At 71.4% G+C, this 25886-nt stretch carries 29 protein-coding genes; 17 read left to right on the top strand and 12 right to left on the bottom strand.

The genetic code is table 11. The annotated features are described in order from the left end of the window. Nucleotides 1-207 precede the first annotated feature (207 nt). Nucleotides 208-942, top strand: coding sequence for an arginyltransferase (locus LAJ50_RS06860; protein ID WP_138654558.1), 735 nt, complete (start codon nt 208-210; stop codon nt 940-942). Nucleotides 943-1167: 225 nt separating this feature from the next. Then, entirely contained in the window at nt 1168-2343 is a 1176-nt protein-coding gene (locus LAJ50_RS06855) for an endonuclease/exonuclease/phosphatase family protein (protein WP_224096548.1), read from the top strand. Nucleotides 2344-2373: 30 nt separating this feature from the next. On the opposite strand, the gene LAJ50_RS06850 is transcribed toward LAJ50_RS06855, so the two are convergent. Further along, complete coding sequence (locus LAJ50_RS06850) at nt 2374-3267, bottom strand: LysR family transcriptional regulator (protein ID WP_138654560.1); 894 nt, start codon at nt 3265-3267, stop codon at nt 2374-2376. A 109-nt stretch (nt 3268-3376) separates the two neighbouring features. Here LAJ50_RS06850 and LAJ50_RS06845 point away from each other — a divergent pair, with 109 nt between their 5' ends. After that, entirely contained in the window at nt 3377-4903 is a 1527-nt protein-coding gene (locus LAJ50_RS06845; RefSeq protein ID WP_224096499.1) for an MFS transporter, read from the top strand. Nucleotides 4904-4960: 57 nt separating this feature from the next. Here the strand turns inward: LAJ50_RS06845 and LAJ50_RS06840 are convergent, their stop codons facing one another. Together LAJ50_RS06840 and purT are read right to left on the bottom strand one after the other, a co-directional pair. Beyond that, nucleotides 4961-5722 carry a nucleotidyltransferase domain-containing protein gene (locus LAJ50_RS06840; protein ID WP_138652806.1) on the bottom strand — a complete coding sequence of 254 codons (762 nt, stop codon included), beginning with the start codon at nt 5720-5722 and terminating at the stop codon, nt 4961-4963. A gap of 28 nt (nt 5723-5750) precedes the next feature. Further along, complete coding sequence (purT, locus tag LAJ50_RS06835) at nt 5751-6947, bottom strand: formate-dependent phosphoribosylglycinamide formyltransferase (RefSeq protein ID WP_138652808.1); 1197 nt, start codon at nt 6945-6947, stop codon at nt 5751-5753. A gap of 147 nt (nt 6948-7094) precedes the next feature. Here purT and LAJ50_RS06830 point away from each other — a divergent pair, with 147 nt between their 5' ends. The 6 genes from LAJ50_RS06830 to LAJ50_RS06805 all read left to right on the top strand — a co-directional run bounded on the left by LAJ50_RS06830 (nt 7095) and on the right by LAJ50_RS06805 (nt 10703). Next, complete coding sequence (locus LAJ50_RS06830; protein WP_138652810.1) at nt 7095-7979, top strand: SPFH domain-containing protein; 885 nt, start codon at nt 7095-7097, stop codon at nt 7977-7979. A 128-nt stretch (nt 7980-8107) separates the two neighbouring features. Then, a complete protein-coding gene (locus tag LAJ50_RS06825) occupies nt 8108-8293 on the top strand; it encodes an Arc family DNA binding domain-containing protein (RefSeq protein ID WP_130551747.1) in 186 nt (61 codons plus the stop codon). Beyond that, nucleotides 8290-8475, top strand: coding sequence for a DUF4177 domain-containing protein (locus tag LAJ50_RS06820; protein ID WP_138652812.1), 186 nt, complete (start codon nt 8290-8292; stop codon nt 8473-8475). Before LAJ50_RS06825 ends, LAJ50_RS06820 begins: the two co-directional genes overlap by 4 nt. Then, nucleotides 8472-9284, top strand: coding sequence for a CPBP family intramembrane glutamic endopeptidase (locus tag LAJ50_RS06815; RefSeq protein ID WP_138652814.1), 813 nt, complete (start codon nt 8472-8474; stop codon nt 9282-9284). Before LAJ50_RS06820 ends, LAJ50_RS06815 begins: the two co-directional genes overlap by 4 nt. Further along, nucleotides 9281-9883, top strand: coding sequence for a hypothetical protein (locus LAJ50_RS06810; protein ID WP_138652816.1), 603 nt, complete (start codon nt 9281-9283; stop codon nt 9881-9883). Before LAJ50_RS06815 ends, LAJ50_RS06810 begins: the two co-directional genes overlap by 4 nt. Nucleotides 9884-9893: 10 nt before the next feature. Then, nucleotides 9894-10703 carry a M15 family metallopeptidase gene (locus LAJ50_RS06805; protein ID WP_130551743.1) on the top strand — a complete coding sequence of 270 codons (810 nt, stop codon included), beginning with the start codon at nt 9894-9896 and terminating at the stop codon, nt 10701-10703. A 30-nt stretch (nt 10704-10733) separates the two neighbouring features. Here the strand turns inward: LAJ50_RS06805 and LAJ50_RS06800 are convergent, their stop codons facing one another. The 4 genes from LAJ50_RS06800 to LAJ50_RS06785 all read right to left on the bottom strand — a co-directional run bounded on the left by LAJ50_RS06800 (nt 10734) and on the right by LAJ50_RS06785 (nt 14815). Next, the gene (locus LAJ50_RS06800; RefSeq protein ID WP_130551742.1) at nt 10734-11099 is read right to left on the bottom strand and encodes a DUF423 domain-containing protein; all 366 of its coding nucleotides are present in this window, start codon (nt 11097-11099) and stop codon (nt 10734-10736) included. Nucleotides 11100-11214: 115 nt separating this feature from the next. Next, nucleotides 11215-12381: a polyketide cyclase gene (locus LAJ50_RS06795; protein ID WP_138652818.1), complete on the bottom strand. Its 1167-nt coding sequence runs from the start codon at nt 12379-12381 to the stop codon at nt 11215-11217. 560 nt (nt 12382-12941) lie between these two features. Beyond that, a complete protein-coding gene (locus tag LAJ50_RS06790; protein ID WP_130551740.1) occupies nt 12942-13583 on the bottom strand; it encodes a response regulator transcription factor in 642 nt (213 codons plus the stop codon). Continuing rightward, nucleotides 13580-14815, bottom strand: a complete 1236-nt coding sequence (locus LAJ50_RS06785; protein ID WP_130551739.1) for a sensor histidine kinase — start codon at nt 14813-14815, stop codon at nt 13580-13582. Before LAJ50_RS06785 ends, LAJ50_RS06790 begins: the two co-directional genes overlap by 4 nt. Before the next feature lie 149 nt (nt 14816-14964). Here LAJ50_RS06785 and LAJ50_RS06780 point away from each other — a divergent pair, with 149 nt between their 5' ends. From LAJ50_RS06780 to LAJ50_RS06750, 7 genes are all read left to right on the top strand, one after another. After that, a complete protein-coding gene (locus LAJ50_RS06780; RefSeq protein ID WP_130551738.1) occupies nt 14965-15561 on the top strand; it encodes a GNAT family N-acetyltransferase in 597 nt (198 codons plus the stop codon). Next, nucleotides 15558-16313 carry a septum site-determining protein MinC gene (minC, locus tag LAJ50_RS06775; RefSeq protein ID WP_130551737.1) on the top strand — a complete coding sequence of 252 codons (756 nt, stop codon included), beginning with the start codon at nt 15558-15560 and terminating at the stop codon, nt 16311-16313. The genes LAJ50_RS06780 and minC overlap by 4 nt, the downstream gene beginning before the upstream one ends. Nucleotides 16314-16395: 82 nt before the next feature. Continuing rightward, entirely contained in the window at nt 16396-17205 is an 810-nt protein-coding gene (minD, locus tag LAJ50_RS06770) for a septum site-determining protein MinD (protein ID WP_130551736.1), read from the top strand. A gap of 2 nt (nt 17206-17207) precedes the next feature. Then, nucleotides 17208-17462 (top strand): cell division topological specificity factor MinE, encoded by a 255-nt coding sequence (gene minE / locus LAJ50_RS06765; RefSeq protein WP_130517500.1) that lies wholly within the window; start codon nt 17208-17210, stop codon nt 17460-17462. Between the two features lie 117 nt (nt 17463-17579). After that, complete coding sequence (locus LAJ50_RS06760) at nt 17580-18038, top strand: hypothetical protein (protein ID WP_165424158.1); 459 nt, start codon at nt 17580-17582, stop codon at nt 18036-18038. A gap of 46 nt (nt 18039-18084) precedes the next feature. After that, nucleotides 18085-18774: a YrbL family protein gene (locus tag LAJ50_RS06755; RefSeq protein WP_138652820.1), complete on the top strand. Its 690-nt coding sequence runs from the start codon at nt 18085-18087 to the stop codon at nt 18772-18774. Nucleotides 18775-18844: 70 nt separating this feature from the next. Further along, on the top strand, nt 18845-20920 hold the full coding sequence (locus LAJ50_RS06750) for a M2 family metallopeptidase (protein WP_138652822.1): 2076 nt from the start codon (nt 18845-18847) through the stop codon (nt 20918-20920). Nucleotides 20921-20924: 4 nt separating this feature from the next. Here LAJ50_RS06750 and LAJ50_RS06745 read toward each other — a convergent pair whose 3' ends face one another. The 4 genes from LAJ50_RS06745 to LAJ50_RS06730 form a co-directional block, all read right to left on the bottom strand. After that, complete coding sequence (locus LAJ50_RS06745) at nt 20925-21443, bottom strand: GNAT family protein (RefSeq protein ID WP_130551732.1); 519 nt, start codon at nt 21441-21443, stop codon at nt 20925-20927. 11 nt (nt 21444-21454) lie between these two features. Then, nucleotides 21455-21859 carry a hypothetical protein gene (locus LAJ50_RS06740; RefSeq protein ID WP_130551731.1) on the bottom strand — a complete coding sequence of 135 codons (405 nt, stop codon included), beginning with the start codon at nt 21857-21859 and terminating at the stop codon, nt 21455-21457. 336 nt (nt 21860-22195) lie between these two features. After that, the gene (locus LAJ50_RS06735) at nt 22196-23191 is read right to left on the bottom strand and encodes an LLM class flavin-dependent oxidoreductase (RefSeq protein WP_130551913.1); all 996 of its coding nucleotides are present in this window, start codon (nt 23189-23191) and stop codon (nt 22196-22198) included. Nucleotides 23192-23267: 76 nt separating this feature from the next. After that, the gene (locus LAJ50_RS06730; RefSeq protein ID WP_138652824.1) at nt 23268-23939 is read right to left on the bottom strand and encodes a glutathione S-transferase; all 672 of its coding nucleotides are present in this window, start codon (nt 23937-23939) and stop codon (nt 23268-23270) included. 114 nt (nt 23940-24053) lie between these two features. Between LAJ50_RS06730 and LAJ50_RS06725 the strand changes: the two genes are divergently transcribed. Continuing rightward, nucleotides 24054-25136, top strand: coding sequence for a diguanylate cyclase (locus LAJ50_RS06725; RefSeq protein ID WP_130551729.1), 1083 nt, complete (start codon nt 24054-24056; stop codon nt 25134-25136). Here LAJ50_RS06725 and LAJ50_RS06720 read toward each other — a convergent pair. Further along, on the bottom strand, nt 25133-25882 hold the full coding sequence (locus tag LAJ50_RS06720; protein ID WP_138652826.1) for a sulfurtransferase: 750 nt from the start codon (nt 25880-25882) through the stop codon (nt 25133-25135). The two genes, LAJ50_RS06725 and LAJ50_RS06720, sit on opposite strands and share 4 nt — an antisense overlap. Between the last annotated feature and the right edge of the window lie 4 nt (nt 25883-25886).

Below are 25886 nucleotides of genomic sequence, written 5' to 3'. Positions count from 1 at the left end.
CAGCCGCGTCAAGACGCTGCGCCGAGCGGCGTCGTGGCGGCGGCGGGCGCGAGAGTCGTCTTCCCCAGGCCTGGACCCGATCTCACATGGCGGGACGGCAAGGGCACAGTATGCTGCGGCCATGCCAATGCCCCTGCCCCATCCACCCTGCACCGCCGCGCTGCCGCGGCGCGGGTGCGGCGCGCCGGGCGAAGGAGGCGCGGCGTGATGGGCAGCGGCACCCTGCCGCCGCGCGACGATGTGCGGCTGTTCCATACCGGCGAGCATCCGTGCGGTTACTGGCCCGAACGCACGGCGCGCGACCTGGTGCTCGACCCGCGCGATCCGCGCCTGCCGATGTTCTACCCGACCGCGCTGTCCTGGGGCTTCCGCCGCTCGGGCGATCTGGTCTACCGCCCGCATTGCCACGGCTGTCGGGCGTGCGTGCCGGTGCGCATTCCGGTGGCGCACTTCAGACCCGACCGCAGCCAGCGGCGCTGCGCGGCGCGCAACGCGGGGGTCGAGGCGCGCGTGGTCGCCGCCCAGCGCAGCGATGAGCATCTGGCCCTGTACCAGCGCTACCTCACCAGCCGCCATGTCGGCGGCGGCATGGACGACCACGGCGCGACCGAGTTCGAGCAGTTCCTGGTCGGGCGCTGGTCGCAGACGCGTTTCCTCGAACTGCGCGAGGACGGCCGGCTGATCGCGGTGGCCGTCACCGACCTGGTGCCCGCGGCGCTGTCGGCGGTGTACACCTTCTTCGATCCCGACCTGGCCGAGCGCAGCCTGGGCACGCTGGCGATCCTGCGCCAGATCGAATGGGCGCGGCGCGACCGGCATACGCATCTGTACCTGGGCTACTGGATCGACGGCCATCGCAAGATGGACTACAAGCGCCGGTTCGCGCCGCTGGAGGCCTTCGACGGCCGCAGCTGGGACCGCATCGAGGATGTGGTCGGCTAGCGCCCGACAGGCGCCGACTGTCGTTTCTGCGGACGCGGGTACCACGGGATTTCCGCTGCATCGTCATCCCCGCGAACGCGGGGATCCAGGGACGTTGGGCTTCATGCGAAAGCCGCTGGACTCCCGCCTTCGCGGGAATGACGGGCATTGGCGGCTGACCAGGCGCCGGGTGTCATCTGCGGCGCATAGAATCCTCCGATGCGCCTGACTTCCCTGCTCTGCCTGATGGCCCTGTCCACCCTTGCCGGCTGCGCGCACGACGCAGCAGTGCCGTCCTCCACGTCCGCACCGTTGCGCGTGGCCACCTACAACACCTCGCTGTATTCGGACCAGGCGGGCGGGCTGATCGCCGAGCTGGAGGGCGACAGCGCGCATGCGCGCAAGATCGCCGCGGTGCTGCAGGTCGTGCGCCCGGACCTGGTGCTGCTCAACGAGTTCGACTACGACCCCGCGCAGCGCGCCGCCGACCTGTTCCAGCATCGCTTCCTGGAACTCGCCCAGCCCGGCGGCGGCGCGCCGCTGCGCTATCCCTACCGCTATCTGGCCGAGGTCAACACCGGGGTGCCCAGCGGCCTGGACCTGGACAACGATGGCCACGTCGGCGGCCAGGGGCGCGCGGCCGGCAACGATGCCTGGGGCTATGGGCTGCACCCGGGCCAGTACGGAATGCTGGTGCTGTCCAAGTATCCGATCGATGCGGCCGCGGTGCGCAGCTTCCGCCTGCTGAAGTGGTCGCAGGTGCCCGGCGCGGCCAACCCGATCGATCCGCGCAATGGCAAACCCTGGTATTCGGCCGTGGCCTGGCCGCAGCTGCGGCTGTCGTCCAAGTCGCATTGGGACGTGCCGGTGCGCACGCCGGGCGGCGTGGTGCACTTCCTGGTCTCGCATCCGACGCCGCCGGTGTTCGACGGGCCGGAGGACCGCAACGGCGCGCGCAACGCGCAGGAAATCACGCTGTGGCGCCATTACCTGGACAACGCCGCGGACGCGGGGTGGCTGTGCGACGACGCCGGCCGCTGCGGTGGACTGGAGGCGGACGCGCGGTTCGTCATCGCCGGCGATCTCAACAACGACCCGGTCGATGGCGACGGCCACCACGAGGCCATCGTCGAACTGCTCGAACATCCGCGCGTGCTGCGCCATCCCACGCCGACGAGCGCCGGTGGCGAGGCGGCCGCGCGCGCCTATGCCGCCAAGGGCATCGCCCATCGCGGCGCCCCGGCCCAGGTCACCGGCGACTTCGGCCCCAAGGCCGGCGCGATGCGACTGGATTACGTGCTGCCTTCGGTGGGCTTCTCATACCTGGGCGGCGGCGTGTTCTGGCCCGCCGGCGACGCTCCGCACGCCGCCATCGCCGATGGCAGCGACCATCACCTGGTGTGGGCGGACCTGCAGCGCTGACGATCCGCGTCTTTCGCAGGCCCCCGGGCTTCAGGGCGAGACGAACAACCGCTCGCTGAGGAAGTCCACCCAGACGCGCAGCTTCGGCGAGAGCTGGCGGCTGGACGGCCACAGGATCGAGAACTGCCCCGGGGTCTCCATGAAGGCCGGCAGCAGCGGCACCAGGCGACCGTCTTCGATCGCGTCGCGGGCGAGGAATTCGGGCATGTAGGCGATGCCCATGCCGCCGATGGCCGCCGCGCGCAGGGCCTCCATGTTGTTGCAGGTCAGCACCGCGGTCACTGCCAGGCCGGCGTCGCCTTCGACGCCCGACAGCGCCCAGGGCTGCAGCTTGCCGGTGGTCGGGAAGCGGAAGCGCAGCGCGTCATGCGCCTGCAGCTGCGCCGGAGTTTCAGGCGTGCCGCGCAGGGCCAGGTAGCCGGGCGATGCGCATAGCACGAACCGGAACGGCCCGAGCCGCCGCGACATCAGGCTGGAATCGGGCAGCACACCGCTGCGGATCACCGCGTCCATGCCCGATTCGACGACGTCCACAATGCGGTCGTTGAAGTCCAGGTCCAGTTCGACCTGCGGGTACAGGCGGCGGAACTCGGGCAGCAGCGGCAGCAGGAAGCGGTAGCCGATCACCGGCAGGCCGATGCGCAGGGTGCCGCGCGGCGTGCGCTGGGCCTGCGAGAGCATCGCCTGGGCGTCCTGCAGCTCGTCCAGGATGCGGCGGCAGCGTTCCAGGAACAGCTGCCCGGCCTCGGTCGGCACGACGCGGCGCGTGGTCCGCTGGAACAGGCGCGCGCCCAGCGACTGCTCCAGCGCGGCGATCCGCTTGCCCACCGCCGATGCCGACAGCCCGAGCGAAGCACCGGCGGCGACGAAACTGCGCAGCTCGGCGACCTTGACGAAGACGTTGATGGCGGACAACTGGTCCATGCCGCGCTCATTGCGGAGATTTTTTCCTCAATTTACGGAAACCGGCGCGCTTTTTCGAGCTTTGCAGACGCCCTAGCGTGCAAGGACGTTTCCCCTTGCCCTGATGCCCATGTCCCACGCGTCCTCCCCTGTCTCCACCGCGCACGCCGGCCTGTTGCTGCTGGCCGTCTGTGCCGTCGGCCTGGCCATGCCACTGAGCTTTTCCGCCGGCGCGCTGGCCGTGCCGGCGATCGCCCGCGACCTGGGCGGCAGTGCCGCCGCGCTGAACTGGGTCACCAATGCTTTCATGCTCGCCTTCGGCAGCCTGTTGATGGTGGCCGGCGCGCTGGCGGACCGCTTCGGCCGGCGGCGCCTGTTCCTGGCCGGCACGGCCGGGTTCGCTGTCAGTTCGGTGCTGCTGTGCCTGGCGCCAAGCCTGCTGTGGCTGGATCTGCTGCGCGCCTGCCAGGGCGTTGCGGCCGCCGCCTCCCTGGCCAGCGGCAGCGCGGCGCTGGCGCAGCGTTTCGAGGGCCCGGCACGCCTGCGCGCCTTCAGCCTGCTGGGCACGACCTTCGGCACCGGCCTGGCCGTCGGACCGCTGCTGGCCGGCAGCCTGGTGGCCGCGCTCGGATGGCGCGCGGTGTTCGCCGCCGGCGTGGCGCTGGCGGGCCCGGCCTGGTGGCTGGCGCGCCGCGCCATGCAGGAGAGCCGGGCGCCCGCGAGCGGCCCGCTGGACTGGCCGGGCGCGCTCGCCTTCACCGCCACCGTCTCGCTGCTGACCCTGGCCCTGATGCAGGTCCCGCTGCACGGCTGGTTCGGCGCCGGCACGCTGGGCTGCGCGGGCGCGAGCCTGGGACTGCTGGTGGTCTTCATCGCGATCGAGCGCCGGCGTGCGCAGCCGATGCTGGACCTTTCGCTGTTCCGCTACGCGCGCTTCGTCGGCGTGCAGGTGCTGCCGGTGGCGACCTGCTACGGCTACGTCGTGCTGCTGGTGTTGCTGCCGCTGCACCTGATCGGCATCGAAGGCCTCGGTCCGGCGCATGCGGGACTGGTCATGCTGGCCCTGTCGGCGCCGATGCTGGGCGTGCCGCTGTTGGCCGCGCGCCTGGCGCGCGACTGGTCCGCCGGCGGCCTGTGCGGCGCGGGGCTGCTGGTGGCCGCGCTGGGCCTGGCCTGGCTCTCGACCCGGATCGACGGCGCGCCGGCCGGTCTGGTGGCGCCGCTGCTGCTGATCGGCGCCGGCACGGGCCTGCCCTGGGGGCTGATGGATGCGCTGTCGGTCAGCGTCGTGCCCACCCCGCGCGCCGGCATGGCCGCGGGCATCTTCGGCACCATGCGCGTGGCCGGCGAAGGCATCGCGTTGGCGCTGGTGGGCGCCCTGCTCGCGGCGCTGGGGCAATCGCGGCTGCTGCGGGTCGGCGCGACGGGCGACCACATCCCGGCGGCCGCCGCCGCGCTGGCGGCCGGCGACCTGGGGCAGGCCATGCGCCTGCTGCCCGCGCTGCCCGCGTCACGACTGGTCGCGCTGCAGACCGATGCCCTGCAGCTGCTGCTCTGGGTGCTCTGCGCCATCACCGGCATCGCCGCGCTGGTGGTGCTTGTCATGCTGCGGCGGCCGGCCGCGCCCATCGACGCGCACGCGTCCGCATCGGCCTGAACCTCCCTGCCATCCGGACCGCGCAAGCCTTGTCCGGAAGCAGGCACACGCCCGCGATCAGCCGCCCGCGACCGGCGGCGGCGATGGATCGATGCCCGAATCCCATTCGAAGAAGCCGGCCACGCCCAGGATCTGATCGGAGGCAGCGCGCAGCGCGTCGCTGGCCTGCCCGCCCGCGCCGGTGAGCGCCAGGCGCAACCGCGCCGCCAGCGCCGGGTCGGCTTGCGAGAGCAGCGCCAGGCGCTCCTTGGGCCGGGGCAGGAACTGGCCTTGCCGCAGGCTGTGGTAGGCGACCAGCGCCTCCACCGCCAGCGCGCGGGCCTGCACCGCATCGGCGGCGTCGGGCTCGACGACGAAGTCCAATGCATCCTCCACCAGCGTGGCCGCCGCGTAGCGCTCGCGCGTCAGGGCGGGCTCGTCCAGGCCGGGGCCGCGCCGCAGCCGTTCCGCAGCAAGGCGCTGCAGGTCCGCCATCGCGCCGCGCGTATCGGTCACCAGGACACCGGTGGCCAGCATGTGCGCCATCACCGGCCGGCCCGCGTCGGCCTCGTTGTGGATCGCGTGCAGCAGCCAGGCGCGGGAATTGAAGAACAGCTCGGCCGGCACGCCGTTGAAGCGGCGCTGCACGCGCCGGCGCCACGCGCCGTCATGGAGGATGACCACATCCAGATCGCTGGAGGGCCCGGGATTGCCGCGCACGATGCTGCCCGACACGACCACGCCCGCCGGTTCGACGATCTGCGGCAGCCAGGCCATGAGCTCGTCGAGGGCCTGCCGATGCCGCGGCTGCAACGTCTCGCCCAGTGCGGCCCACGACATCTGCGCCTGCCGCTCCACCGTGGCCGCCTCAGGCCAGGGTGATCTCGATCGCGGCGGCGGCCTGGCGCGCCTTGGCGCGGGCGGCGTCGACGTCGGCGCCGCGGGCCAGGGTGACGCCGACGCGGCGCTGACCTTCCACGCGCGGCTTGCCGAACAGGCGCAGCGCCGTGTCCGGCGCGGCCAGCGCGGCTTCGACGTGGGCGAACACCGGCACGCCATGGCCTTGGGCCAGCATCGCGCACGAAGCCGAAGGCGCGAGCGCCGCGATCGTCTCGCCATCGCCGGCGCCCACCGGCAGGCCGAGGATGGCGCGCGCGTGCAGCGCGAACTCGCTCAGGTCCTGCGACACCAGCGTCACCAGGCCGGTGTCGTGCGGGCGCGGGGACACCTCGGAGAACCACACCGCATCGCTCTTGACGAACAGCTCCACGCCGAACAGCCCGCGCCCGCCCAGGTCGTCGGTTACCGCGCGCGCGATCTGCTGGGCGCGCGCCAGCGCGGCCGCGCTCATCGGCTGCGGCTGCCAGCTCTCGCGATAGTCGCCGTCCTTCTGCCAGTGGCCGATCGGCGCGCAGAAGCTGGTGCCGCCGGCGTGACGCACGGTCAGCAGGGTGATCTCGTAATCGAAGTCGATGAAGCCCTCGACGATGCAGCGCCCGGCGCCGGCGCGGCCGCCGGTCTGGGCGTAGTCCCAGGCCGGGGCGATGTCGGCCTCGCCGCGCAGCGTGCTCTGGCCCTTGCCCGAGGAGGACATCAGCGGCTTGACCACGCACGGCAGGCCGATGGCCGCGACCGCGGCGAGGTAGTCCTCGCGCGTGTCGACGAAGCGGTACGGCGAGGTCGGCAGGCCCAGCGTCTCGGCCGCCAGGCGGCGGATGCCTTCGCGGTCCATGGTCAGGCGCGCGGCGCGCGCGGTCGGGATGACGTGCAGGCCGTCGGCTTCCAGCTCGACCAGGGTCGGGGTGTGGATGGCCTCGATCTCCGGCACGACCAGGTGCGGCCGCTCCTGCGCGATCAGCGCGCGCAGCGCGGCCGGGTCGAGCATGTCCAGCACGTGGCTGCGGTGGGCGACCTGCATGGCCGGCGCGTCGGCATAGCGGTCGGCGGCGATCACCTCCACGCCGAAGCGCTGCAGCTCGATGGCGACCTCCTTGCCCAGTTCGCCCGAGCCGAGCAGCAGGACGCGGGTGGCGGAAGGCGAGCGCGGCGTGCCGAGCGTGGTCATGGGCGGCGGATCCAGGCGGAAGGGGCGGCCATTCTAGCCAGCCCGTCCCTTTGTCCCCGGACCGGCTTGCGCGCGCCGCGCCGACGGACGGCGCTTGCAGGACGATATCAATTTGATATCTTTCTCTTCACATCCGAGGACACCACCATGAAAGAGCAACCCGTCCGTTCCCTGCCCGGCCTTCCCTTCCTGCTGGTCCTGCTGGTGCTGCTGGCCGGCGCGGTGTGGCTGTTCGCCACCGGCCTGGGCCCCGACCCGGATGGCGCCGGCGTGGCCTCGGCGCCGCGCGTGGTGGCGTCGATCGTGCTGGCCGCGGCGCTGCTGTTCTGCCTGATCGGCCTGTACACGCTGCAGCCCAACCAGGCCGCGGTGATCAGCCTGTTCGGCAAGTACGTGGGCACCGACAAGCAGTCCGGCCTGCGCTGGAACAACCCCTTCTACGCCAAGAAGAAGGTCTCCCTGCGCGTGCGCAACTTCGAGAGCGGCCGGCTGAAGGTCAACGAGCTGGACGGCTCGCCCATCGAGATCGCCGCGGTCATCGTCTGGCAGGTGACCGATGCCTCCGAGGCGGTCTACAACGTGGACGACTACGAGAGCTTCGTGCACATCCAGTCCGAGGCGGCGCTGCGCGCGATGGCCACCAGCCATCCCTACGACCAGCACGAGGACGGCCAGGTCTCGCTGCGCAGCCACCCGGCCGAGATCAGCGAGCAGCTCAAGCACCACCTGGACGAGCGCCTGACCCAGGCCGGGGTGGACGTGATCGAGGCGCGCATCAGCCACCTGGCCTACGCGCCGGAAATCGCCCAGGCCATGCTGCAGCGCCAGCAGGCCAACGCGGTCATCGCCGCGCGCACGCGCATCGTCGCCGGCGCCGTGGGCATGGTCGAAATGGCCCTGGCCGAGCTGGAGAAGAGCGGCACCGTGCAGCTGGACGAGGAGCGCCGCGCCGCGATGGTCAGCAACCTGCTGGTGGTGCTGTGCGGCGATCGCGCCACCCAGCCGATCGTCAACGCCGGCACGCTGTACTAAAGCCATCTTCGGCTTCAAGGACCTCCCTCCATGCTGACACCCACCACCGCTGGCGTGTTCGTCGTGCTGATCGTCGTGATCGCCGCGTCCCGACGCCGGCACGAGCCGCGCAAGGACGACTGACCCGCATGGCGGAGAAGAAGGCCTACCCGCTGCGCATCAGCGCCGAGGTGCTCGCCGCGGCCCAGAAGTGGGCCGACGACGACCTGCGTTCGCTCAACGCGCAGATCGAGTACCTGCTGCGCGACGCGCTGCGCAAGGCCGGCCGCCTGCCCAGACCCGCCACCCCCGATCCACAGGAAGACGACGCATGAGCACCGATCGCCGCTGGAGCTATCTCACCGTGGAAGTGAAGCCCAGCCTGCTGGGCGCCCTGAAGACCGAGCTGGTCCAGGAAGAGCTCACCAGGCAGGGCAACCAGGGCTGGGAGCTGGTCAACCTGATCGTGCCGGCGCCGGCGCAGCCGATCGTGCTCGTTTTCAAGCGCCCGCAATGAACGCGCGCCCTGCACCGCTCGCGCCCGCGCCGCGCGGCGTGGACGATCTCAAGCTCGCCGCGGCCTGGGGCGCGCTCGCCGCGCTGGCGGTGGTGGCACTGATGCCCTATCTGGCGCAGACCATGCCCGAGCGCTTCGCCCGGCTGCCGGTGCCGCTGGGCCTGGTCATGGCGCTGCAGGCGCTGCAGGCGCTGGTGCTCATCGGCGCGATGGCCTGGCTGGGCCTGCGCATGGGCCATCGCGTCGGCCTGGGCAGCCCGGTGCTGCGCGCCTGGCTGATCACGCGCACGGCGCCGGAGTGGGCGCGGCTGCGACCGGCCACCAGCGCCCTGCTGGGCCTGGGCGCGGGCCTGGCGGTCGTGGCCCTGTCGCCGCTGGCCGACCACTGGCTGCCGCCGATGGCGCATCCGCCTGCGCACCTCGGCGCGCAGGTCTCGGCCGTCAATGGCGCGCTGGCGTCGTTCTATGGCGGCATCGCCGAAGAATTGCAGCTGCGGCTGTTCCTGATGACCCTGCTGGTGTGGAGCGTGGCCCGCCTGCGCAAGGCGCTGCCCGGCGCCGGCGTGTACTGGGCGGCGATCCTCGTCGCGGCACTGCTGTTCGGCGCCGGCCACCTGCCGACGGCGGCGCACGTCTGGGGCCTCACGCCCGGTGTCGTGGTGCGCACCCTGTTGCTCAACGGCGTGGCGGGCATCGTGTTCGGCTGGCTGTACTGGCGGCGCGGGCTGGAGATGGCGATGCTCGGCCATTTCTGCGCCGATCTGGTGCTGCACGTGGCGACTCCGCTCATCGGGCTGGTGCGGCCATGAGGCCTCAAGCACGCGCGCATGCGGCAGGCGCAGCGCCCACGCTCACGCCGCCGCCCGGCAGCGCGCGGCTGTGGCTGTTCGTGCTGGTCGTCGGCCTGCCGCTGGTGCTCTGCGCCGCCGCGCTGGCGATCGCGCCGCTGACGGGGCGGGCGGCCCCTCAGCCGGCCGGCGGCGTGCTCGGCGCCATCGCCATCCAGCTGGCGTCGGTGGGGATGCTGACCGTACCGCTGTGGGCCGGGCTGGACTGGGCGCTGCGGCGCCAGGCGCTGGTCATCGACCAGGGCGAACTGGACCTGCGCACGACCTTCTTCCGCAACCGCGTGCCCCTGTCGCAGCTGCAGCCGGAACAGGCGCGCATCGTCGACCTAGACGAGCACCTCGAACTGCGCCCGCAGCTCAAGACCCGCGGCTATGCCCTGCCCGGCCTGCGCAGCGGCTGGTACCGGCTGCGCAACAAGCGCAAGGCGTTCGTCGCCCTCGCCGACAGCCGGCGGGTGCTGTGGCTGCCCACCACCGCCGGCCACGCGCTGCTACTGGACGTGCGCGATCCGCACGGGCTGCTGGCCCTGCTGCGCGAGCGTTGCGGCCACGCACGCTAGAGTGGTGCGCATGCCCCATCCCGCCCCTACGACCGGCCTGCTGCTCAACACCGCCGAGGTGGAACTGTGGCCGGCGCCGTTGCTGCGCGCCCGCGCCAACGCCGATGCGCGTGTGCTGGCGCGCGCCTCGCGCGTCCTGCGGCGCAAGGACGATGGCCGCTACCTGGCCGCGGTGCTGCCCGAAGGCCTGGTCGGCCTGCTGCCGGGCTGGAGCCGCACGCCCGGCATCGACGAGGCGCTGGATCGCCTGGAGGCGATCGAAGGCGCGCGCCCGCTGCCCGGCGCCGGCGAGGCGGAACTGCCGCTGACCGGATTGCGGCGGCGCCTGGACCGCCTGGGCCTGGATGCCGACGGCTATGCGGCGCGCACGGGCTTGGCGCTGATCGCCGAACCGGCCACGCTGTGGCTGGCCGGCCGCGACCGCTACGACCGCCCGCTGTGGCTCAGCCGCGCCGCCGGCCGCGCCTGGCGCGCGATGCAGGCCGCCGCCTGGCGCGACCAGGTGCGGCTTGACGCGATCTCCGGCTATCGCAGCCACGCGTATCAGCTGGGGATCTTCGAACGCAAGCTCGCGCGCGGGCAGACGGTCGCGCAGATCCTCACCGTCAACGCCGCCCCCGGCTACAGCGAGCACCATGCCGGCACCGCCTTGGACATCGGCACGCCGGGCGAGGCGCCGGCCGAGGAATCCTTCGAACACACGCCTGCCTTCGCGTGGCTGGGCGCGCATGCCGCCCGCTTCGGCTTCGCCATGAGCTACCCGCGCGACAACCCGCACGGCATCGTCTACGAGCCCTGGCACTGGCGGCACCACGGCTGAGCGCCGGCGCGCGCCGGCCGGGCGGGCGCCTCAGCGCCGCAGCACGTCCACCGCCCACAGCAGCCAGGCCAGCATCATCGCCACCCCGCCCGCCGGCGCCAGCCCGCTGCTGATCCCGGCAAGGTGATGCGCGGCGATGCTGCCGGAGAACAGCAGGGTGCCGACCAGCAGCAGGCGCAGCGCCCACCGTCCCAGGGCGCGGCGGGCGCGCGGCGCCAGCGCCGTCAGCGCGATGCCATGGCCGAACCCGTAGAGGCAGGCGCTCTGCAGCGCCGCCTGCGCCCTGGCATCGGCCACGCCATGCGCGGCATAGGCGGCCAGCCCGATGGCCAGCGCGCACAGCACCGCGCCGATGGCCGCCAGCGGCGAGGGAACGGGTGAACGGAGCAGGATCATGCGGCAGCCCTCTCGAAGGCGCGGCCACGCCGGCCGCAAATGAAAACGCCGCGCCTCCGGGATGCGAAGGCGCGGCGCGCGGACATCGAAACAGGCGCCCGTCAGGCGCCGGCGATCAGTACTTGATCGCCCAGTAGATGTCGTAGGTGGAGCTCTCGTCGGTGAACGACTTGTCCACGCCGCTGTTCCAGGCCTCGTACGGACGGTCGGTCATGGCATGGCCGTTGGTCAGCGCCCAGGCACGCAGGCCGTTGCGGGCGGCGTCCAGCTCGGACATGTAGCCGGTGTACTTGGCGGTGGCGGCCTGGTGCGCATCGGTGTGCACGTAGGTCACCGGGGTGCCGGCGGTCTTGACCTGCAGCTGCGCCGCGTCGCCCGCCGGGGCCGGCGTCGCCGCGGCGGCGGCATCGTCGGTCTTGGCGTCGTCGGTCTTGGCCGCGCCACCCTTCTTGCGGACCGGCTGGACCACGTCGAAGGTGTAGGTCTGGGTCGCCAGCTCGGTGGTGACGATGCGGAACGGGCCGGCGGCCTCCAGATCGTTGGAATCCATCACCCGCTTGATCCACTCCTGGTTGGCCAGGATCGACTTCTTGATCGCGTCGTTGCTGCGCTCGATGCTGCCGGCATTGACCACCAGCAGGTTCTCGGCCGGCACGTCGGAGATCTTCAGATCGGTCAGCTTGGAGCCTTCCACGCGGTAGTCGAAGTTGGGGATGGTGGCCAGGTTGGAGGACAGCTTGGCCAGGCCCGCATCGAGCGAATCGCCGATCTGGCTCTTGATGTACATGCCCAGGAAGCGGCCGTAGAGGTTCCAGCCGTAGTCCACGTCATAGGACTGGGTGATGCGCACGTTGCGGTTGTTGCGGCCGGTCGGCGTCAGCGCGATCTGCGAGGTCTTGTTGCCGCCCGGGGTCTGGTCGACGATCGCATAGGTCACCTTGGCCGGACCGCCGCCTGCCGGCGGAGCCTGGCTGTCGGTGATCTCCCAGCTGCCGCTCTTCCAGGCGCTGGCCACGTCCGAGGTGAACTCGACCTTGGCGCCCTTGCCGATGTTGCCGTCGGCGCCGCCGGAATACTTCAGGTGGGCCGGGTCACCCGGCAGCATCAGGCTCCAGTCCTTGAGGCGCCGCACGTTGTTCACCGTGTCGTAGACGATGGTCATCTTGCGGTTGCTTTCCACGCTTCCTTCGAGGTGCCGATGCGACGGCAGGACCACGCCGATGACCAGGAACAGCGCCAACACCAGCGCCAGGGCGATCAAGAACTCGAGCAAACGGGTCATTCAGCGGTCTCCGGGGCCGGTGACAGGCCATGGGGTTAAGGAACAAGTCAGTCCCGAATCGTAGCAGGCTTGGATCGAGACGGTCAGCCGGAAAATGCACCGGAATCATTGCCTTCTGCGACGCGAACGATCTCTTAACAGACCAAGGCCATACCAGCTGGAGTGGGAGCGTTGCCGCAGAGCGGCTGTTCCCGTCGTCGCGCGGTGGAAGACCGCTCCATGTGGGAGCGGCCATGGCAGCGGGGAGCTTCATCGCGCAAGCCTCATCGGCCACCGCGACGGCTCCCACTGGGCCTGGCATCGGCTCGCGCGCATTTCCGAGCCCCAAGCACTTGGCGATGCGTCGCCTTCAGGCGAACGGCCGTGGCGTTGACCGGATGGGCGTTCGTGTCGCGAAGCTGGACAGAATGGCTAACAAGACGCCGTCTTCCCCCACGAATCTGTAATCCAGCGACGCCTGGCCTGCCCGCGCGGGTGCCCCTGGATTCCCGCGTTCGCGGGAATGACGGCAGCGCGGCGTCCACGGCGCTGCGGAACGCCCCGCCGCTGCCGCCTCGGCCTCAGACCAGCTGCAGCTCGAAGGCCTTGAGCACCGCGCGGGTGCGGTCGCGCACGCCGAGCTTGGACAGGATGTTGGAGACGTGGTTCTTGATCGTGCCCTCGGCCACGCCCAGCGAGTTGGCGATCTCCTTGTTGGAGAAGCCCGAGGCCATCAGGCGCAGGATCTCGGTCTCGCGGTCGGTCAGCGGGTCCGGGCGGTCCAGGCTGACGAACTCGTTGCGCATGTGCTCCAGGCCCGAGAGCAGGCGCTGGGTCACCGCCGGCTGCACCAGCGAGCCGCCGTCGGCCACCGTGCGGATGGCGCCGACCAGCTGCTCCAGCGAGACGTCCTTGAGCAGATAGCCCTTGGCGCCGGCCTTGAGCCCGGCCAGCACCAGCTGATCGTCGTCGAAGGTGGTCAGGATGATCGACGGCGGCAGCTGTCCGGCGCGGGCCAGCGCCTGCAGCGCCTCCAGCCCGGACATCACCGGCATGCGCATGTCCATCAGCACGACGTCGGGCCGGATCTGCGGGATCAGTTCGACGGCCTGGCGGCCGTCGGCGGCCTCGCCCACGACTTCGATGCCATCGTCCAGGGCCAGCAGCGAGCGGATGCCCTGGCGGACCAGGTTCTGGTCGTCGACCAGGCAGACGCGGATCATGGAAGTTCTCCGGAAGAAATCAGGGGCGCCGATGCCGGCGCCAGCGGGCCGGGCAGCAGCGGATCGTCGCTGGCCGCCGGCAGGCGCAGGGCCAGGCGGAAGCCCTCGCCCGGCGCGGTGTCCAGCTGCAGCTGGCCACCATACTGGCGCAGGCGCTCGCGCATGCCGCGCAGGCCGTTGCCGCCGATCAGCTCGGCCGCGCCGCGGCCGTCGTCGCGCGCGTTCATCACCAGCTCGGCGCCCTCGCGCCGGCAGCCGATCCACAGGTTGCGCGCGCCGGCGTGGCGCACGGCGTTGGTGATGATCTCCTGCGCGCAGCGCAGCAGCACGTGGGCGCGCTCGGGATCCTCCAGGGTCAGCGGTTCGTGCAGGTCCAGGTGGATGTGCAGCGAGGGCACGTGCTCGGCCAGGGGGCGCAAGGTGGCGGCCAGGTCGATCGAACCGGACTCGCGCAGCTGGCTGACCGCCTCGCGCACGTCGTTGAGCAGCAGCCGCGCCAGGGTGTGGGCCTGGCGCACGTGCTCCTGCGCGCGGCCCTCGGTGATATGGCTGGCCACTTCCAGGTTGAGGCTCAGCGCGGTGAGGTGGTGGCCGAGCAGGTCGTGCAGCTCGCGCGAGATGCGGGTGCGTTCGTTGACGCGCGCGCTCTCGGTCAGCAGCACGCGGGTGGCGCGCAGCTCGGCGTTGAGCCGGCGCTGCTCCTCGCGCGCCTGGGCCTGCTGCCGGGCCACGTAGGCGGTGACCAGTACGAAGGCCGCGAACCCCACATAGAAGGACGACTGGAACACCGACTCCCAGAAATTGAAGTCGTCCAGGGCCATGAACGAGGGCACCAGCGGCACGTGGGCGAACATCAGCCACAGCACCGCCCAGCGCAGCTCCAGCATCCACGGCAGCACCCCGGCCACCACCGCCAGCAGCAGCGCCCCCAGGCCGGTGCGGGTGTAGAAGCCCACGGCCACGGCCGAGGAGATCATCACCAGCAGGAGCAGCACGCTGGACAGGCTGTGATGCTGCGGCGGGCGTTCGTGCAGGGCGCGGGTCGCCAGCCAGTAGCACAGGCCGAAGGCCAGGTAGGCCAGCAGCGACATCGGCACGTTCAGGCTGGCGCCCTCGGCCCCGCGCGAGGGCGGCAGGAACCAGGCGTTGAGCACGATGGGGATGCCCACCAGCGCCCAGGTGTAGAGCCCGGCGGCACGCAACAGGCGGGTGTGGGCGATTCGTCCGAGCATGGCGGCATCTTACGGGCCCGCCGCGGACGGCGACCCGGCCTGAAGTCATGCCCCGGCGTCGGTGACCCGCCGCAGCGGCGAGCGACCCATGCGATAATCGGGCCGCCCCGGCGGTGTCGGGCGCAGTATTCCCCCGGAGTTGAAGCCCGATGTCCATCGTCATCCGCGACGTGCGCGAGCGCGAGCTGGATTCCGTCCTGGCCCTGAACAACAACGCTGGTCTGGCGATCCTGCCGCTGGACAGCGCCCGTGTGCGCGAGTTCTACGAGCACGCCGAATACTTCCGCGTGGCCGAGCGCGATGGCAACCTGGCCGGCTTCCTGGTCGGTTTCGGCGCCGGCCAGCAGCACGACAGCAGCAACTACCGCTGGTTCCAGGAGCGCTATCCGGCGTTCTTCTACATCGACCGCATCGTGGTGGCCAGCCGCCGCCGCGGCGGCGGCGTGGGGCGGGCCTTCTATGCCGACGTGCAGAGCTACGCCGAGCTGCGCTACCCGCAGCTGGCCTGCGAGGTCTTCCTGGACCACGGCGCCGACTCGGCGCTGCTGTTCCATGGCAGCTTCGGCTTCCGCGAGGTCGGCCAGCACGTCATGGCCGGCGTCAAGGTCCGCGCCAGCATGCTGATGAAAGAGCTGTGCAGCTACCCCTGGGTGCTGGAGACCTATGGCGGCAAGCTGCCGGAGACCCCGTGGACGCGCACCCGCGCCTTCACGCCCGTCGGCGCGCAGGGGACCAACAACGCATGAGCAGCCCATCCCCCACCACCCCCAACTACGAGCAGGCCGGCGAACTGAAGATCGGCCAGGTCGGCATCGCCAACCTGCGCGTGCGCACGCTGGACGTGCCCGCGCTGGTGCGCGAGATGCGCGAGCGCGTGGACCGCGCGCCCAAGCTGTTCGGCCGCGCCGCGGTGATCCTGGATTTCGGCGGCCTGATCCAGGCCCCCGACCCGACCACCGCCCGCGCCCTGGTCGACGGCCTGACCGGCGCCGGCGTGCTGCCGGTGGCCCTGGCCTACGGCACGGCCGAGATCGAGGCGCTGGCCGAACAGCTCGGCCTGCCGCTGCTGGCCAAGTTCCGCGCCCAGTACGAGCCGGTCCAGGCCGCCCCCGCTCCCCCGCCTCCGCCGCCGCCCGCGCCCGAGCCGCCCAAGCCCAAGGCCGCCGCGCAGCCGGGCATGGTGCTCAAGACCGCGGTGCGCTCGGGCCAGCAGATCTACGCCGAGCAGCGCGACCTGACCGTGCTGACTTCGGTCGGCGCCGGCGCGGAGGTCATCGCCGACGGCTCGATCCACATCTACGGCCCGCTGCGCGGACGCGCGCTGGCCGGGGCCCAGGGCAACGAGGACGCGCGCATCTTCTGCAGCGCCTTCCACGCCGAACTGGTCGCCGTGGCCGGCCACTACAAGGTGCTGGACGATGTCCCGCGCGCGCTGCACGGCAAGCCCGTGCAGGTGTGGCTGGAAGACGGACAGCTGAACATCGCCGCGCAGAGCTAGCACGGCAACGATGGCCCCTCGCCGGGCCATTCCCGCAACATGGCAACGCTCCACCGCACTTCACATTCCCAGGAGAACACCATTGGCTGAGATCATCGTCGTCACGTCCGGCAAGGGCGGCGTAGGCAAGACCACCACCAGCGCCAGCCTGGCCGTCGGCCTGGCCCGGCGCGGCAAGAAGGTCGCCGTCATCGACTTCGACGTGGGCCTGCGCAACCTGGACCTGATCATGGGCTGCGAGCGCCGCGTGGTGTACGACTTCATCAACGTCACCCAGGGCGAGGCCTCGCTCAAGCAGGCGCTGATCAAGGACAAGCGCTTCGACACGCTGTACGTGCTGGCCGCCTCGCAGACCCGCGACAAGGACGCGCTGACCACCGAAGGCGTGGAGAAGGTGCTCAAGGACCTGGACGCCGACGGCTTCGACTTCATCGTCTGCGACTCGCCGGCCGGCATCGAGAAGGGCGCGTTCCTGGCGATGTACTACGCCGACAAGGCGATCGTGGTGGTCAACCCGGAAGTGTCCTCGGTGCGCGACTCCGATCGCATCCTGGGCCTGCTGGATTCCAAGACCCGCAAGGCCGAACAGGGCGGCACGCTCAAGCCCAACCTGCTGCTGACGCGCTACAACCCGGCGCGCGTGGAGACCGGCGAGATGCTCTCGATCAAGGACGTGGAGGAAGTCCTCGGCCTGAAGACCATCGGCGTGATCCCCGAGTCGGGCGATGTGCTCAACGCCTCCAACAAGGGCGAACCGGTGATCCTCGATCTGGAATCGCCGGCCGGCCAGGCCTACGACGATGCGGTGGCGCGCCTGCTGGGCGAGGACCGCCCGATGCGCTTCACCACAACGGAGAAGAAGGGCTTCTTCAGCAAACTGTTCGGAGGTTGAGCATGGGCATGTTCGATTTCCTCAAGGCCAAGAAGAACACCGCCGAGACGGCCAAGAACCGTCTGCAGATCATCATCGCCCAGGAGCGCACCCAGCGCGGCGGGCCGGACTATCTGCCGCTGCTGCAGCGCGAGTTGCTGGAAGTGATCAAGAAGTACGTCAACATCGACGCCGACGCGGTCAAGGTCGACCTGCTCAAGGAAGGCGACCACGACGTGCTGGACATCTCGGTGGCCCTGCCGGAAGGCAAGGCCTGATCCAACCCGGCGCGGGCCCCACGCCCGCGCCCCGCGCAAGCATCGCCCCGCATGTCGTCCCCGCAGAACGCCCTCGCCTTTTCCGATTCCGCCCCGCCGCCCGGCAGCGAGGCGGCCATGGCCACGGTGCTGCGCGTGCGCGAGCTGCCGTTCGCGACGCTGGCCGCGCTGCTGGCGCGCTTCGACCTGGTGCTGCACCGGGTGCCCGACGGGGTGCCGATCCCCGGCAGCTTCTGGGGCGATCCGGAAGCCGGGGTGATCGCGCACAACGTCTACGTGCGCAACGACACCCCGGTGCACTCGCTGCTGCACGAGGCCTGCCACCTGATCGTGCTCACGCCCGAGGCGCGCGCGCGGGTGCACACCGATGCCACCGATTCGGACATCGAGGAAGACGCCACCTGCTACCTGCAGGTGGTGCTGGCCGATGAACTGCCCGGCGTGGGCCGCGCGCGGCTGATGGCCGACATGGACGCCTGGGGCTACTCGTTCCGCATGGGCTCCACCGCCGACTGGATGCGGCACGACGCCGAGGACGCGCGCCGCTGGCTGGCCGATCGCGGCCTGCCGCACTGATCCGCCGCGGCTTCGGCTTCGATCCGCTTCGCGTTTGGGGACGCGCATGAACACCACCGCTCCCAGGCCCGGTGAGGCCTGGAACCACATGATCGTGATCGGCCGCGGCGCCAACCGCGTCTGCGTGATCGACCGGCGCGACACGCGCCAATGCCTGAAATTCATGCTGCCGCGCGCGCAGCGCACGCGCGTGGGCCTGCGCCAGCGGCTGGCGCGCTGGCGCGCCGAGCGCAGACCCTCGCGTGACGAGAACCACGCCGAACTGCGTGCCTGGCTGCAGCTGTCCGCGCGCATCCCGGCCGAGGCGCTGGCGCCGCACCTGGCCACGGTGCTGGGCATGTTCCGCACCGTCTATGGCCAGGCCCTGTGCTGCCAGCGGGTGACCCTGCCCGAGGGCGGCGACGCGCCCAGCCTGTACGCGCTGCTGTTCGAGACGCCGCGCTATCCGGCCGCCACGCTGTGCGCGGCGGTGAGCGTGTTCGAGCAGTGGCTGCTGCGCCACCGCATCCCGCTGTTCGACCTCAACGCCGGCAACCTGCTGGTGCTGCCCGACGGGGATGGCGTGCGCCTGGTCTGCGTGGACGCCAAGTCGGTGGTGGCCGGCAAGGAGATCGTGCCGTTCTCGCGCTGGGTCGGCGCGCTGGGCCGGCGCAAGATCCGCCGCCGCGCCGAGCGCCTGCGCGCGCGCATCCGCGCCGCGCTGCCCGAGCCGGGCACGCCCGCCGCCGCGGCATGAGCCGCGCTTGCGGCGCCTGGCCGGCTTCTCTAGCCTGCGGGCTCACCGCCTGAAGCAAAGGAACCGCTCCGTGCCGCCACGCCACCTCGTGTTCGCCCTGGGCGCCGTGTCGCTGCTGGCCCTGTCCGGCTGCGGGTCCGACCAGCCCTCGGGCGACGGCGTGCACACCGCACCAGAGGGCGAGACCGCGCAGGCCTTCGTCGCGCGCGTCAACGCCGGCCTGCGCGACAGCGCGCCCGAGGTGGCCGCAGCGCAGTGGCTGTCCTCGACCTACATCACGCCGGACAGCCAGCGCGTCGCCGCCAAGGCCAACGAGCGCGCGCTGACCCAGCTCAACGCGTGGATCGCACAGTCGCGACGCTTCGAGGGCCAGCAGATGGCGCCGGCCGACGCGCGCGCGATCCACCTGCTCAAGCTGATGAGCGCCATGCCCGCGCCGCAGGATCCGGCCAAGCTGGCGCGCCTGACCCAACTGTCGACCGAGCTGGAAGGCATGTACGGCGCCGCCAAGGTCTGCACCGGCGAAGGCCCGGCGCGCAGCTGCCGCAGCCTGGGCGAGCTGGAACAGGTGCTGGCCCACAGCCGCGACTACGACGCCCAGCTGCAGGCCTGGAGCGGCTGGCACGACGCGGCCACGCCGATGCGGGCGCGCTATGGGCAGTTCGTCGAACTGATCAACGAAGGCGCGCGCGACATCGGCTTCGCCGACGCCGGCGAGCAATGGCGCAGCGGCTACGACATGGCCCCGGGCGAGATCGCCGCGCAGACCGATCGCCTGTGGAACCAGGTCAAGCCGCTGTACCAGCAGCTGCACTGCTATGCGCGCACCCGGCTGGAGGCGCGCTACGGCATGCGCGGCCAGGTCGAAGGCGGCCTGCTGCCGGCGCATCTGCTGGGCAACATGTGGCAGCAGGACTGGAGCAACCTGTGGGACCTGCTGCAGCCCTACCCCGAGGCCGGCGCGCTGGACATCACCGGCGCGCTGCAGGCGCGCAACGATGCCCAGTACGAGCGCACGCTGGCCGATGCCGGCCTGGACACCGGCGACCCGTTCGAATCCGCGCGCGATGCCGCCTACGGCGCGCAGCTGCGCGCCCTGGGCCACGCGCCGGACGCCGACGAGCGCGAGCGCCTGAGCCGCAGCGCCTATGACGCGGCGATCGCTCGCCTGGGCGACCTGCGCCGCGACGCGGACCTGGCCAGCGCCAGGGACATGGCCCGGCGCGCGCAGGACTTCTACACCTCGCTGGGCATGCCGCCGCTGCCGGAGAGCTACTGGACCCGGGCGCAGTTCATCAAGCCGCGCGACCGCGACGTGGTCTGCCACGCCAGCGCCTGGGACATGGACATGGCCGGCGACGTGCGCACCAAGATGTGCATCCGGCCCGACGAGGACAGCTTCACCACGCTCTACCACGAGCTGGGCCACCTGTATTACGACCTGGCCTACAACCGGCAGCCGCCGGTGTTCCAGGCCGGCGCCAACGACGGCTTCCACGAGGCCATCGGCGACACCATCGTGCTGGCGATGACGCCACGCTATCTGGCCTCGATCGGCCTGGTGCGCGAGGCCACGCAGGACGAGCCGGCGCTGGTCAACGCGCAGATGCGCATGGCGCTGAGCAAGGTGGCCTTCCTGCCGTTCGGGCTGATGATCGACCGCTGGCGCTGGGGCGTGTTCGACGGCTCGATCAAGCCGGACCACTACAACCGCGCCTGGTGGCAGCTCAAGGCGCAGTACCAGGGCGTGGCCCCGGCCACGCCGCGCGGCGAGGACTACTTCGACGCCGGCGCCAAGTACCACGTGCCGGCCAATACGCCATACACGCGCTACTTCATGGCGGCGATCCTGCAGTTCCAGTTCTACAAGGCGCTGTGCGACGCCGCCGGCCACACCGGGCCGCTCAACCAGTGCAGCTTCTACGGCAACAAGGTCGCCGGGCAGAAGTTCTGGGCGATGCTGAGCCAGGGCGCCAGCCAGCCATGGCCGCAGACGCTCAAGGCGCTGACCGGCAGCGAGACCATGGACGCCGGCCCGATGCTGGAGTACTTCCAGCCGCTGCAGGCCTGGCTGAAGCAGCAGAACGAGGGGCGCAGCTGCGGCTGGCAGGTGCCGGCGGCGAGCGCGGCCGACGGCGCCGGCTGACGCGTCAGCCGTCGAGATCGTCGGCCAGCAGCGCCCAGCGCTGGTGGTCGCGCCAGGCCCCATCGACGCGCAGGTAGCGCGGGGAGAAGCCTTCCAGGCGGAAGCCGGCGCCGCGCGCCAGCGCGATGGAGGCGGCGTTGTCGGGCTGGATGTTGGCTTCGATGCGATGCAGGCCGAGGTCGTCGAACAGATGCGCGATCACCTGCGGCAAGGCTTCGCGCATCAGGCCGCGGCCCGCGCACGGCACGCAGGCGTAGTAACCGAGGTAGGCGCTGAGGAAGTTGCCGCGGCTGATCTGGCTGGCGTTGAACACCCCGACGATGGCGCCGCTGGCGCGTTCGCGCGCGATCAGGCTCACGTAGTCCTCGGCCAGGGTGCGGGCGAACCAGGCCTCGAACCCGGCCTGGTCCAGGCAGGGCGACACCCAGGGACGATGCAGCGCCGTGCTGGCACGGTGCGCGGCGATCAGCGCGGCCGCATCGGTGCGCAGCAGCGGCCGCACGCCGACGCGCGATGCCGGCATGCCCGCGCGGCTCAATGGGTCTCCGGTTCGCCCTGCAGGCCGGCCACCAGCTGCTGGCGGAACTGGTCGAAGCTCAGACCCTGGCCAGCGGCCTCGGCATGAGCGGCGTGCTTGAGATCGTCCGAATAGACCAGACGCACGTTGGTGCCGGCGCGGTCGTGCAGTTCGGCCGCGCGCAGGATCAGCGCCAGCACGTGCGCGGCGCTGTCCGACTCGCCGGCGATGCGCCCGTCCATGCCCAGCACCCACTGCCCGTCGCGGCGCACGATGCCGGCCAGCAGCTGCTTGTCGTCGTCGCGCAGCTCGGCATGCGGTTCGATCGGCGAAGGCGCGCCCGCGCTGGCGACCGCCTGGTTACGGGCCCGCTGCTCGCGGCGCTTGCGCGCATCGCGACGCTGCTTGGAGGTGATGGACATGGCACCGGCCCGGGACGATGAGGGACCGATAGGGTACCGCGGCGGCGTCTGGCGGCGGGATTCGGCGTCGGCTCGGGTATCCGCAAACCCTGCCCCCGTCGTTCCCGCGACAGCGGGAACCCAGGGACTTTGCTTGCCGTGCCAAAGCCGCAGGATGGCCAGGCATTCATCTTCCGAAAAGCGCTTCCCGCCTTCGCGGGAATGACGCTTGCGGAGTCTGTTCGCGCGCGTGCGTGGCCCTGTGCCTGGAGACGGCGGGGCTCGTCTCCGAGCGGAGATCCACCCTCAGGAAGCGACAGAACGGGCTCGTGGGAACGAGCCCGTTCTGCTCACGCCCTAAGCGGCCTTCGCCGGCGCCAGCGCCTCCGCGGCCAGGCGATACGAATGCTTGCGCGCGCCGTGGTCGTAGATGTTCGCGGCGATGATCAGCTCATCCGGGCGATGGCGGTCGATGAAGGCTTCCAGGCCCTTGCGCACGGTCGCCGGCGAGCCCACCACGCTGCAGGCCAGCGCGCGTTCGACCCCGGCCTTCTCGTGCGGCTGCCAGTAGGCCTCGATATCGTCGATCGGCGGCGGGATCTTGCCCGGCCGGCCGCGGCGCAGGTTGACGAAGGCCTGCTGGGCGGTGGTGAACAGCCGCCGCGCCTCCTCGTCGGTGTCGGCGGCGATGACGTTGAGGCCGAGGGCGGCGTAGGGCTGCTGCAGATGGCGCGAGGGCCGGAACTCGCGGTGGTAGACCGCAAGCGCCTGATCCATCGCGTCGGGCGCGAAATGCGAGGCGAAGGCGAACGGCAACCCCAGCTGCGCCGCCAGCGTGGCGCTGAACAGGCTCGAGCCCAGCAGCCACACCGGTACGTCCAGGCCGGCGCCGGGCACGGCCTGCACCAGCTGTCCGGGCTCGGCCGGTGCGAAGTAGCGCAGCAGCTCGGTGACATCGGCCGGGAACTGGTCGGCACTGTCGAAGTAGCGGCGCAGCGCGCGCGCGGTGGGCTGGTCGGTGCCGGGCGCGCGGCCCAGCCCCAGGTCGATGCGCCCGGGGTACAGCGAGGCCAGCGTGCCGAACTGTTCGGCCACCTGCAGCGGGGCGTGGTTGGGCAGCATCACCCCGCCCGAGCCGACCCGGATGGTCGAGGTGCCGCCGGCGACGTAACCGATCAGCACCGCGGTGGCGGCGCTGGCGATGCCGGGCATGTTGTGGTGCTCGGCCAGCCAGTAGCGGGTATAGCCCAGCGCTTCGGCGTGGCGGGCCAGGTCCAGCGAGTTGGCGAAGGCCTGGGTCGGCGTGCTGCCCTCGCACACCGGCGCCAGGTCCAGGACCGAATAGGGAATGATCGGGGAAGAGGTGCTCATGCCTGTGGAGATGGGGCCGGGCCGGCCCGCTTCCACCCCCGCCCGCGCGATGCTGTATTCAGCTCAGCAGGTCGTAGGGCCCGCCCTGTTCCAGCGCGCGCTGGTAGGCCGGCCGGGCGTGGATGCGCTGGATGAAGCGCGCCAGCAGGGGATGCCCGTCGAAGCCGTAGCGCGCCTGCGCCGCCTCCAGCGGGAAGCTCATCTGCACGTCGGCGGCGCTGAAGTCCTCGCCGGCGAACCAGGCGTGGCGACCCAGTTCGCCCTCCAGATAGTCCAGGTGCAGCTTGATCTGCGGCCGGGCGAAGCCGGCCATGACCTTGTCGGCGATGCCGCGGGCGATCGGCCTGGCGAAGAACGGCATCGGCGCGCTGCGGATCCGGCCCAGCACCAGGGTGACCAGCAGCGGCGGCATCAGCGAGCCTTCGGCGTAGTGCAGCCAGTAGCGGTAGCGCAAGTGGGCGTCGCTGCCCGGGGTCGGCGCGAAGGCGCGGGCCACGTCGTAGCGCTCGACCAGGTACTCGATGATCGCGCCCGACTCGGCCAGCAGCCGCCCCTCGTCCTCGACCAGGGGCGATTTGCCCAGCGGATGGATCTTCTTCAGTTCCGGCGGCGCCAGCATGGTGCGCGGGTCGCGCTGGTAGCGCACCACGGTGTAGTCCAGGCCCAGTTCCTCCAGCAGCCACAGCACGCGCTGGGAGCGGGAATTGTTGAGGTGATGGACCGTGATCATGAACAGGAGGCTTCCGGGGGGCGTGGCGCGCCAGCATAGCGCCCTGTCCCGCGGCATCGCGTCCACGCTAAATTTGCGTATCTTGTCACCCTGGAATCAGGGGGCTGGTCACGGATGGGTTGGTTCAACGGTCGGGTCGATGACCTGGCCCCGGAGCAGCGCGGCGCGCTCATCGAGCAGCAGCGGCGCGAATCCGGGCGCTATGTCGAGGTGCTGTTCGTGACGACACCGCTGGTGTTCGTCGTCAGCGGCGTGCACGACATCCTGACCGGACAACCCGGCGCCTGGCAGCTGATGGCCGTGCGCGGCGCCACCGCGGTGCTGATCCTGGCCATCGGCTGGGTGGTGCGACGATACGGTCCGCGCTCGGACGTGGCCGCCGGCCTGGCGGTGTTGGGCGTGCTGATCGCCAGCAGCGCGCTGGCCTGCCACGTCGTCCTGGATCCGCACGGCCTGGGCCTGGCCCACGTCGTCCTGCTGCTGATGGCCATGCACGCCATCCCGCTGACCCTGCGCCCGCGCGACGCCATCGGCATGGGCGCGGCCCTGCTGCTGCCCTCGCTGGCGATGCTGGCCCTGGCGCACGCGCCGCTGGCCAGCTGGATCACCGACCTGGCCCTGCTGGCGCTGGGGATCATCGCCGGCCTGATGCTGCGCCGGCGGCGCCTGGACATCGCCCTGGAGCTGTTCGAACTGCGCAGCAAGCTGGAACTGCGCGTGGACATGGACATGCTGACCGGGCTGCTCAACCGCGAGGGCTGGTTCCGCGCCGCGCGGGTGGTGTTCACCCTGACCCGCGATGCGCGCCGGCCGATGACCCTGGCCTACCTGGACCTGGACCACTTCAAGCGCATCAACGACGAGCTGGGCCACGACGCCGGCGACCGCGCGCTGGCGCTGGTGGCCGACGCAATGCGCCGCTGCGCGCGCCACCAGGACATCGCCGGTCGCCTGGGCGGCGAGGAGTTCGTGCTGCTGATGCCCGGCCTGCCGGAGATGCAGGCCGTGCGCCTGGTCCAGAACCTGTGCGAGGCGGTGCGGCGGATCGAGTTCGGCCGCAGCATCACCTTCAGCGCGGGCGTCAGCCAGGTGCGCACCACCGACCGGCTGGAGGACACCATGCGCCGGGCCGACCACGCCCTGCTGCAGGCCAAGCGCGAGGGCCGCGACCGGGTGCTGCGCGCGCCGGCCAGCTAGCGGAGCGAGGGACCGTCCAGCACCGGACGCAGGTCCGGCGTCAGCGCCACGCGCTCGTCGAACACGAAGCAGGCGCCGTGGTAATGGCGCCCGCCGACCTGCTCGAAGTAGCCCAGGATGCCGCCCTCCAGCTGCAGCACGTTGGCCATGCCGGTGTCATGCATCCACAGCGCAGCCTTCTCGCAGCGCACGCCGCCGGTGCAGAAGCTGACCACCGTCGCGTCGGCCAGCGCGTCGCGATGCGGTGCCAGGGCCTCGGGCAGCTGGGTGAAATCGGTGATCGGCAGGGTCAGGGCGCCGGCGAAGCTGCCGTGGCCGACCTCCTCCTCGTTGCGGGTATCCAGCAGCACCACCGGCTTGCCGGCGTCGTCGTGGCCCTGGTCCAGCCAGCGCGCCAGCGCCTGCGGCGTCACCGCCGGGGCCCGCTCGCGGCCCAGTGGTTCGCTGCCGGGGTGGCGGAAGGTGATGATCTCCGGCTTGACCTTGGCCTTGAGCCGGGCGAAGGGGACCGCCTCGCTCCAGCTTTCCTTGATGACGATGTCCGCCAGGCCCGGCTCGGCGCGCAGCGCCTGGACGAAGTCGCGCACCGCCGGCGCCTGCCCCGCCAGGAACACATTCAGCCCTTCCGGCGCGACCAGCAGCGTGCCGCGCAGGCCGGCGGCCTGCGCCCGCGCCAGCAGCGCATCCGCCAGGGCCTGCGGATCGTCGATGGCGACGAAGTGGTAGGCGGCGATGTTGAGGATCATGCCG

Origin of the sequence: Pseudoxanthomonas sp. X-1 (genome assembly GCF_020042665.1) — a bacterium.
Lineage (GTDB): Bacteria > Pseudomonadota > Gammaproteobacteria > Xanthomonadales > Xanthomonadaceae > Pseudoxanthomonas_A > Pseudoxanthomonas_A spadix_A.
The sequence above is the reverse complement of the archived record's forward strand: the minus strand, read 5'-3'. Positions and strand labels throughout refer to the sequence as shown.

Bases quoted from the DNA above. Each gene is read 5' to 3' on its own strand.
- LAJ50_RS06855 (WP_224096548.1), top strand. From the start codon at position 1,168: ATGGCCCTGTCCACCCTTGCCGGCTGCGCGCACGACGCAGCAGTGCCG.
- LAJ50_RS06755 (WP_138652820.1), top strand. From the start codon at position 18,085: ATGAACACCACCGCTCCCAGGCCCGGTGAGGCCTGGAACCACATGATC.
- LAJ50_RS06805 (WP_130551743.1), top strand. From the start codon at position 9,894: ATGCCCCATCCCGCCCCTACGACCGGCCTGCTGCTCAACACCGCCGAG.
- LAJ50_RS06760 (WP_165424158.1), top strand. From the start codon at position 17,580: ATGGCCACGGTGCTGCGCGTGCGCGAGCTGCCGTTCGCGACGCTGGCC.
- LAJ50_RS06785 (WP_130551739.1), bottom strand. From the start codon at position 14,815: ATGCTCGGACGAATCGCCCACACCCGCCTGTTGCGTGCCGCCGGGCTC.
- LAJ50_RS06815 (WP_138652814.1), top strand. From the start codon at position 8,472: ATGAACGCGCGCCCTGCACCGCTCGCGCCCGCGCCGCGCGGCGTGGAC.
- LAJ50_RS06840 (WP_138652806.1), bottom strand. From the start codon at position 5,722: ATGTCGTGGGCCGCACTGGGCGAGACGTTGCAGCCGCGGCATCGGCAG.
- LAJ50_RS06800 (WP_130551742.1), bottom strand. From the start codon at position 11,099: ATGATCCTGCTCCGTTCACCCGTTCCCTCGCCGCTGGCGGCCATCGGC.
- LAJ50_RS06820 (WP_138652812.1), top strand. From the start codon at position 8,290: ATGAGCACCGATCGCCGCTGGAGCTATCTCACCGTGGAAGTGAAGCCC.
- LAJ50_RS06730 (WP_138652824.1), bottom strand. From the start codon at position 23,939: ATGATCACGGTCCATCACCTCAACAATTCCCGCTCCCAGCGCGTGCTG.
- LAJ50_RS06860 (WP_138654558.1), top strand. From the start codon at position 208: ATGGGCAGCGGCACCCTGCCGCCGCGCGACGATGTGCGGCTGTTCCAT.
- LAJ50_RS06725 (WP_130551729.1), top strand. From the start codon at position 24,054: ATGGGTTGGTTCAACGGTCGGGTCGATGACCTGGCCCCGGAGCAGCGC.
- LAJ50_RS06850 (WP_138654560.1), bottom strand. From the start codon at position 3,267: ATGGACCAGTTGTCCGCCATCAACGTCTTCGTCAAGGTCGCCGAGCTG.
- purT (WP_138652808.1), bottom strand. From the start codon at position 6,947: ATGACCACGCTCGGCACGCCGCGCTCGCCTTCCGCCACCCGCGTCCTG.
- LAJ50_RS06780 (WP_130551738.1), top strand. From the start codon at position 14,965: ATGTCCATCGTCATCCGCGACGTGCGCGAGCGCGAGCTGGATTCCGTC.
- LAJ50_RS06810 (WP_138652816.1), top strand. From the start codon at position 9,281: ATGAGGCCTCAAGCACGCGCGCATGCGGCAGGCGCAGCGCCCACGCTC.
- LAJ50_RS06795 (WP_138652818.1), bottom strand. From the start codon at position 12,381: ATGACCCGTTTGCTCGAGTTCTTGATCGCCCTGGCGCTGGTGTTGGCG.
- LAJ50_RS06745 (WP_130551732.1), bottom strand. From the start codon at position 21,443: ATGCCGGCATCGCGCGTCGGCGTGCGGCCGCTGCTGCGCACCGATGCG.
- LAJ50_RS06740 (WP_130551731.1), bottom strand. From the start codon at position 21,859: ATGTCCATCACCTCCAAGCAGCGTCGCGATGCGCGCAAGCGCCGCGAG.
- LAJ50_RS06790 (WP_130551740.1), bottom strand. From the start codon at position 13,583: ATGATCCGCGTCTGCCTGGTCGACGACCAGAACCTGGTCCGCCAGGGC.
- LAJ50_RS06825 (WP_130551747.1), top strand. From the start codon at position 8,108: ATGGCGGAGAAGAAGGCCTACCCGCTGCGCATCAGCGCCGAGGTGCTC.
- minC (WP_130551737.1), top strand. From the start codon at position 15,558: ATGAGCAGCCCATCCCCCACCACCCCCAACTACGAGCAGGCCGGCGAA.
- LAJ50_RS06845 (WP_224096499.1), top strand. From the start codon at position 3,377: ATGTCCCACGCGTCCTCCCCTGTCTCCACCGCGCACGCCGGCCTGTTG.
- LAJ50_RS06830 (WP_138652810.1), top strand. From the start codon at position 7,095: ATGAAAGAGCAACCCGTCCGTTCCCTGCCCGGCCTTCCCTTCCTGCTG.
- LAJ50_RS06720 (WP_138652826.1), bottom strand. From the start codon at position 25,882: ATGATCCTCAACATCGCCGCCTACCACTTCGTCGCCATCGACGATCCG.
- minE (WP_130517500.1), top strand. From the start codon at position 17,208: ATGGGCATGTTCGATTTCCTCAAGGCCAAGAAGAACACCGCCGAGACG.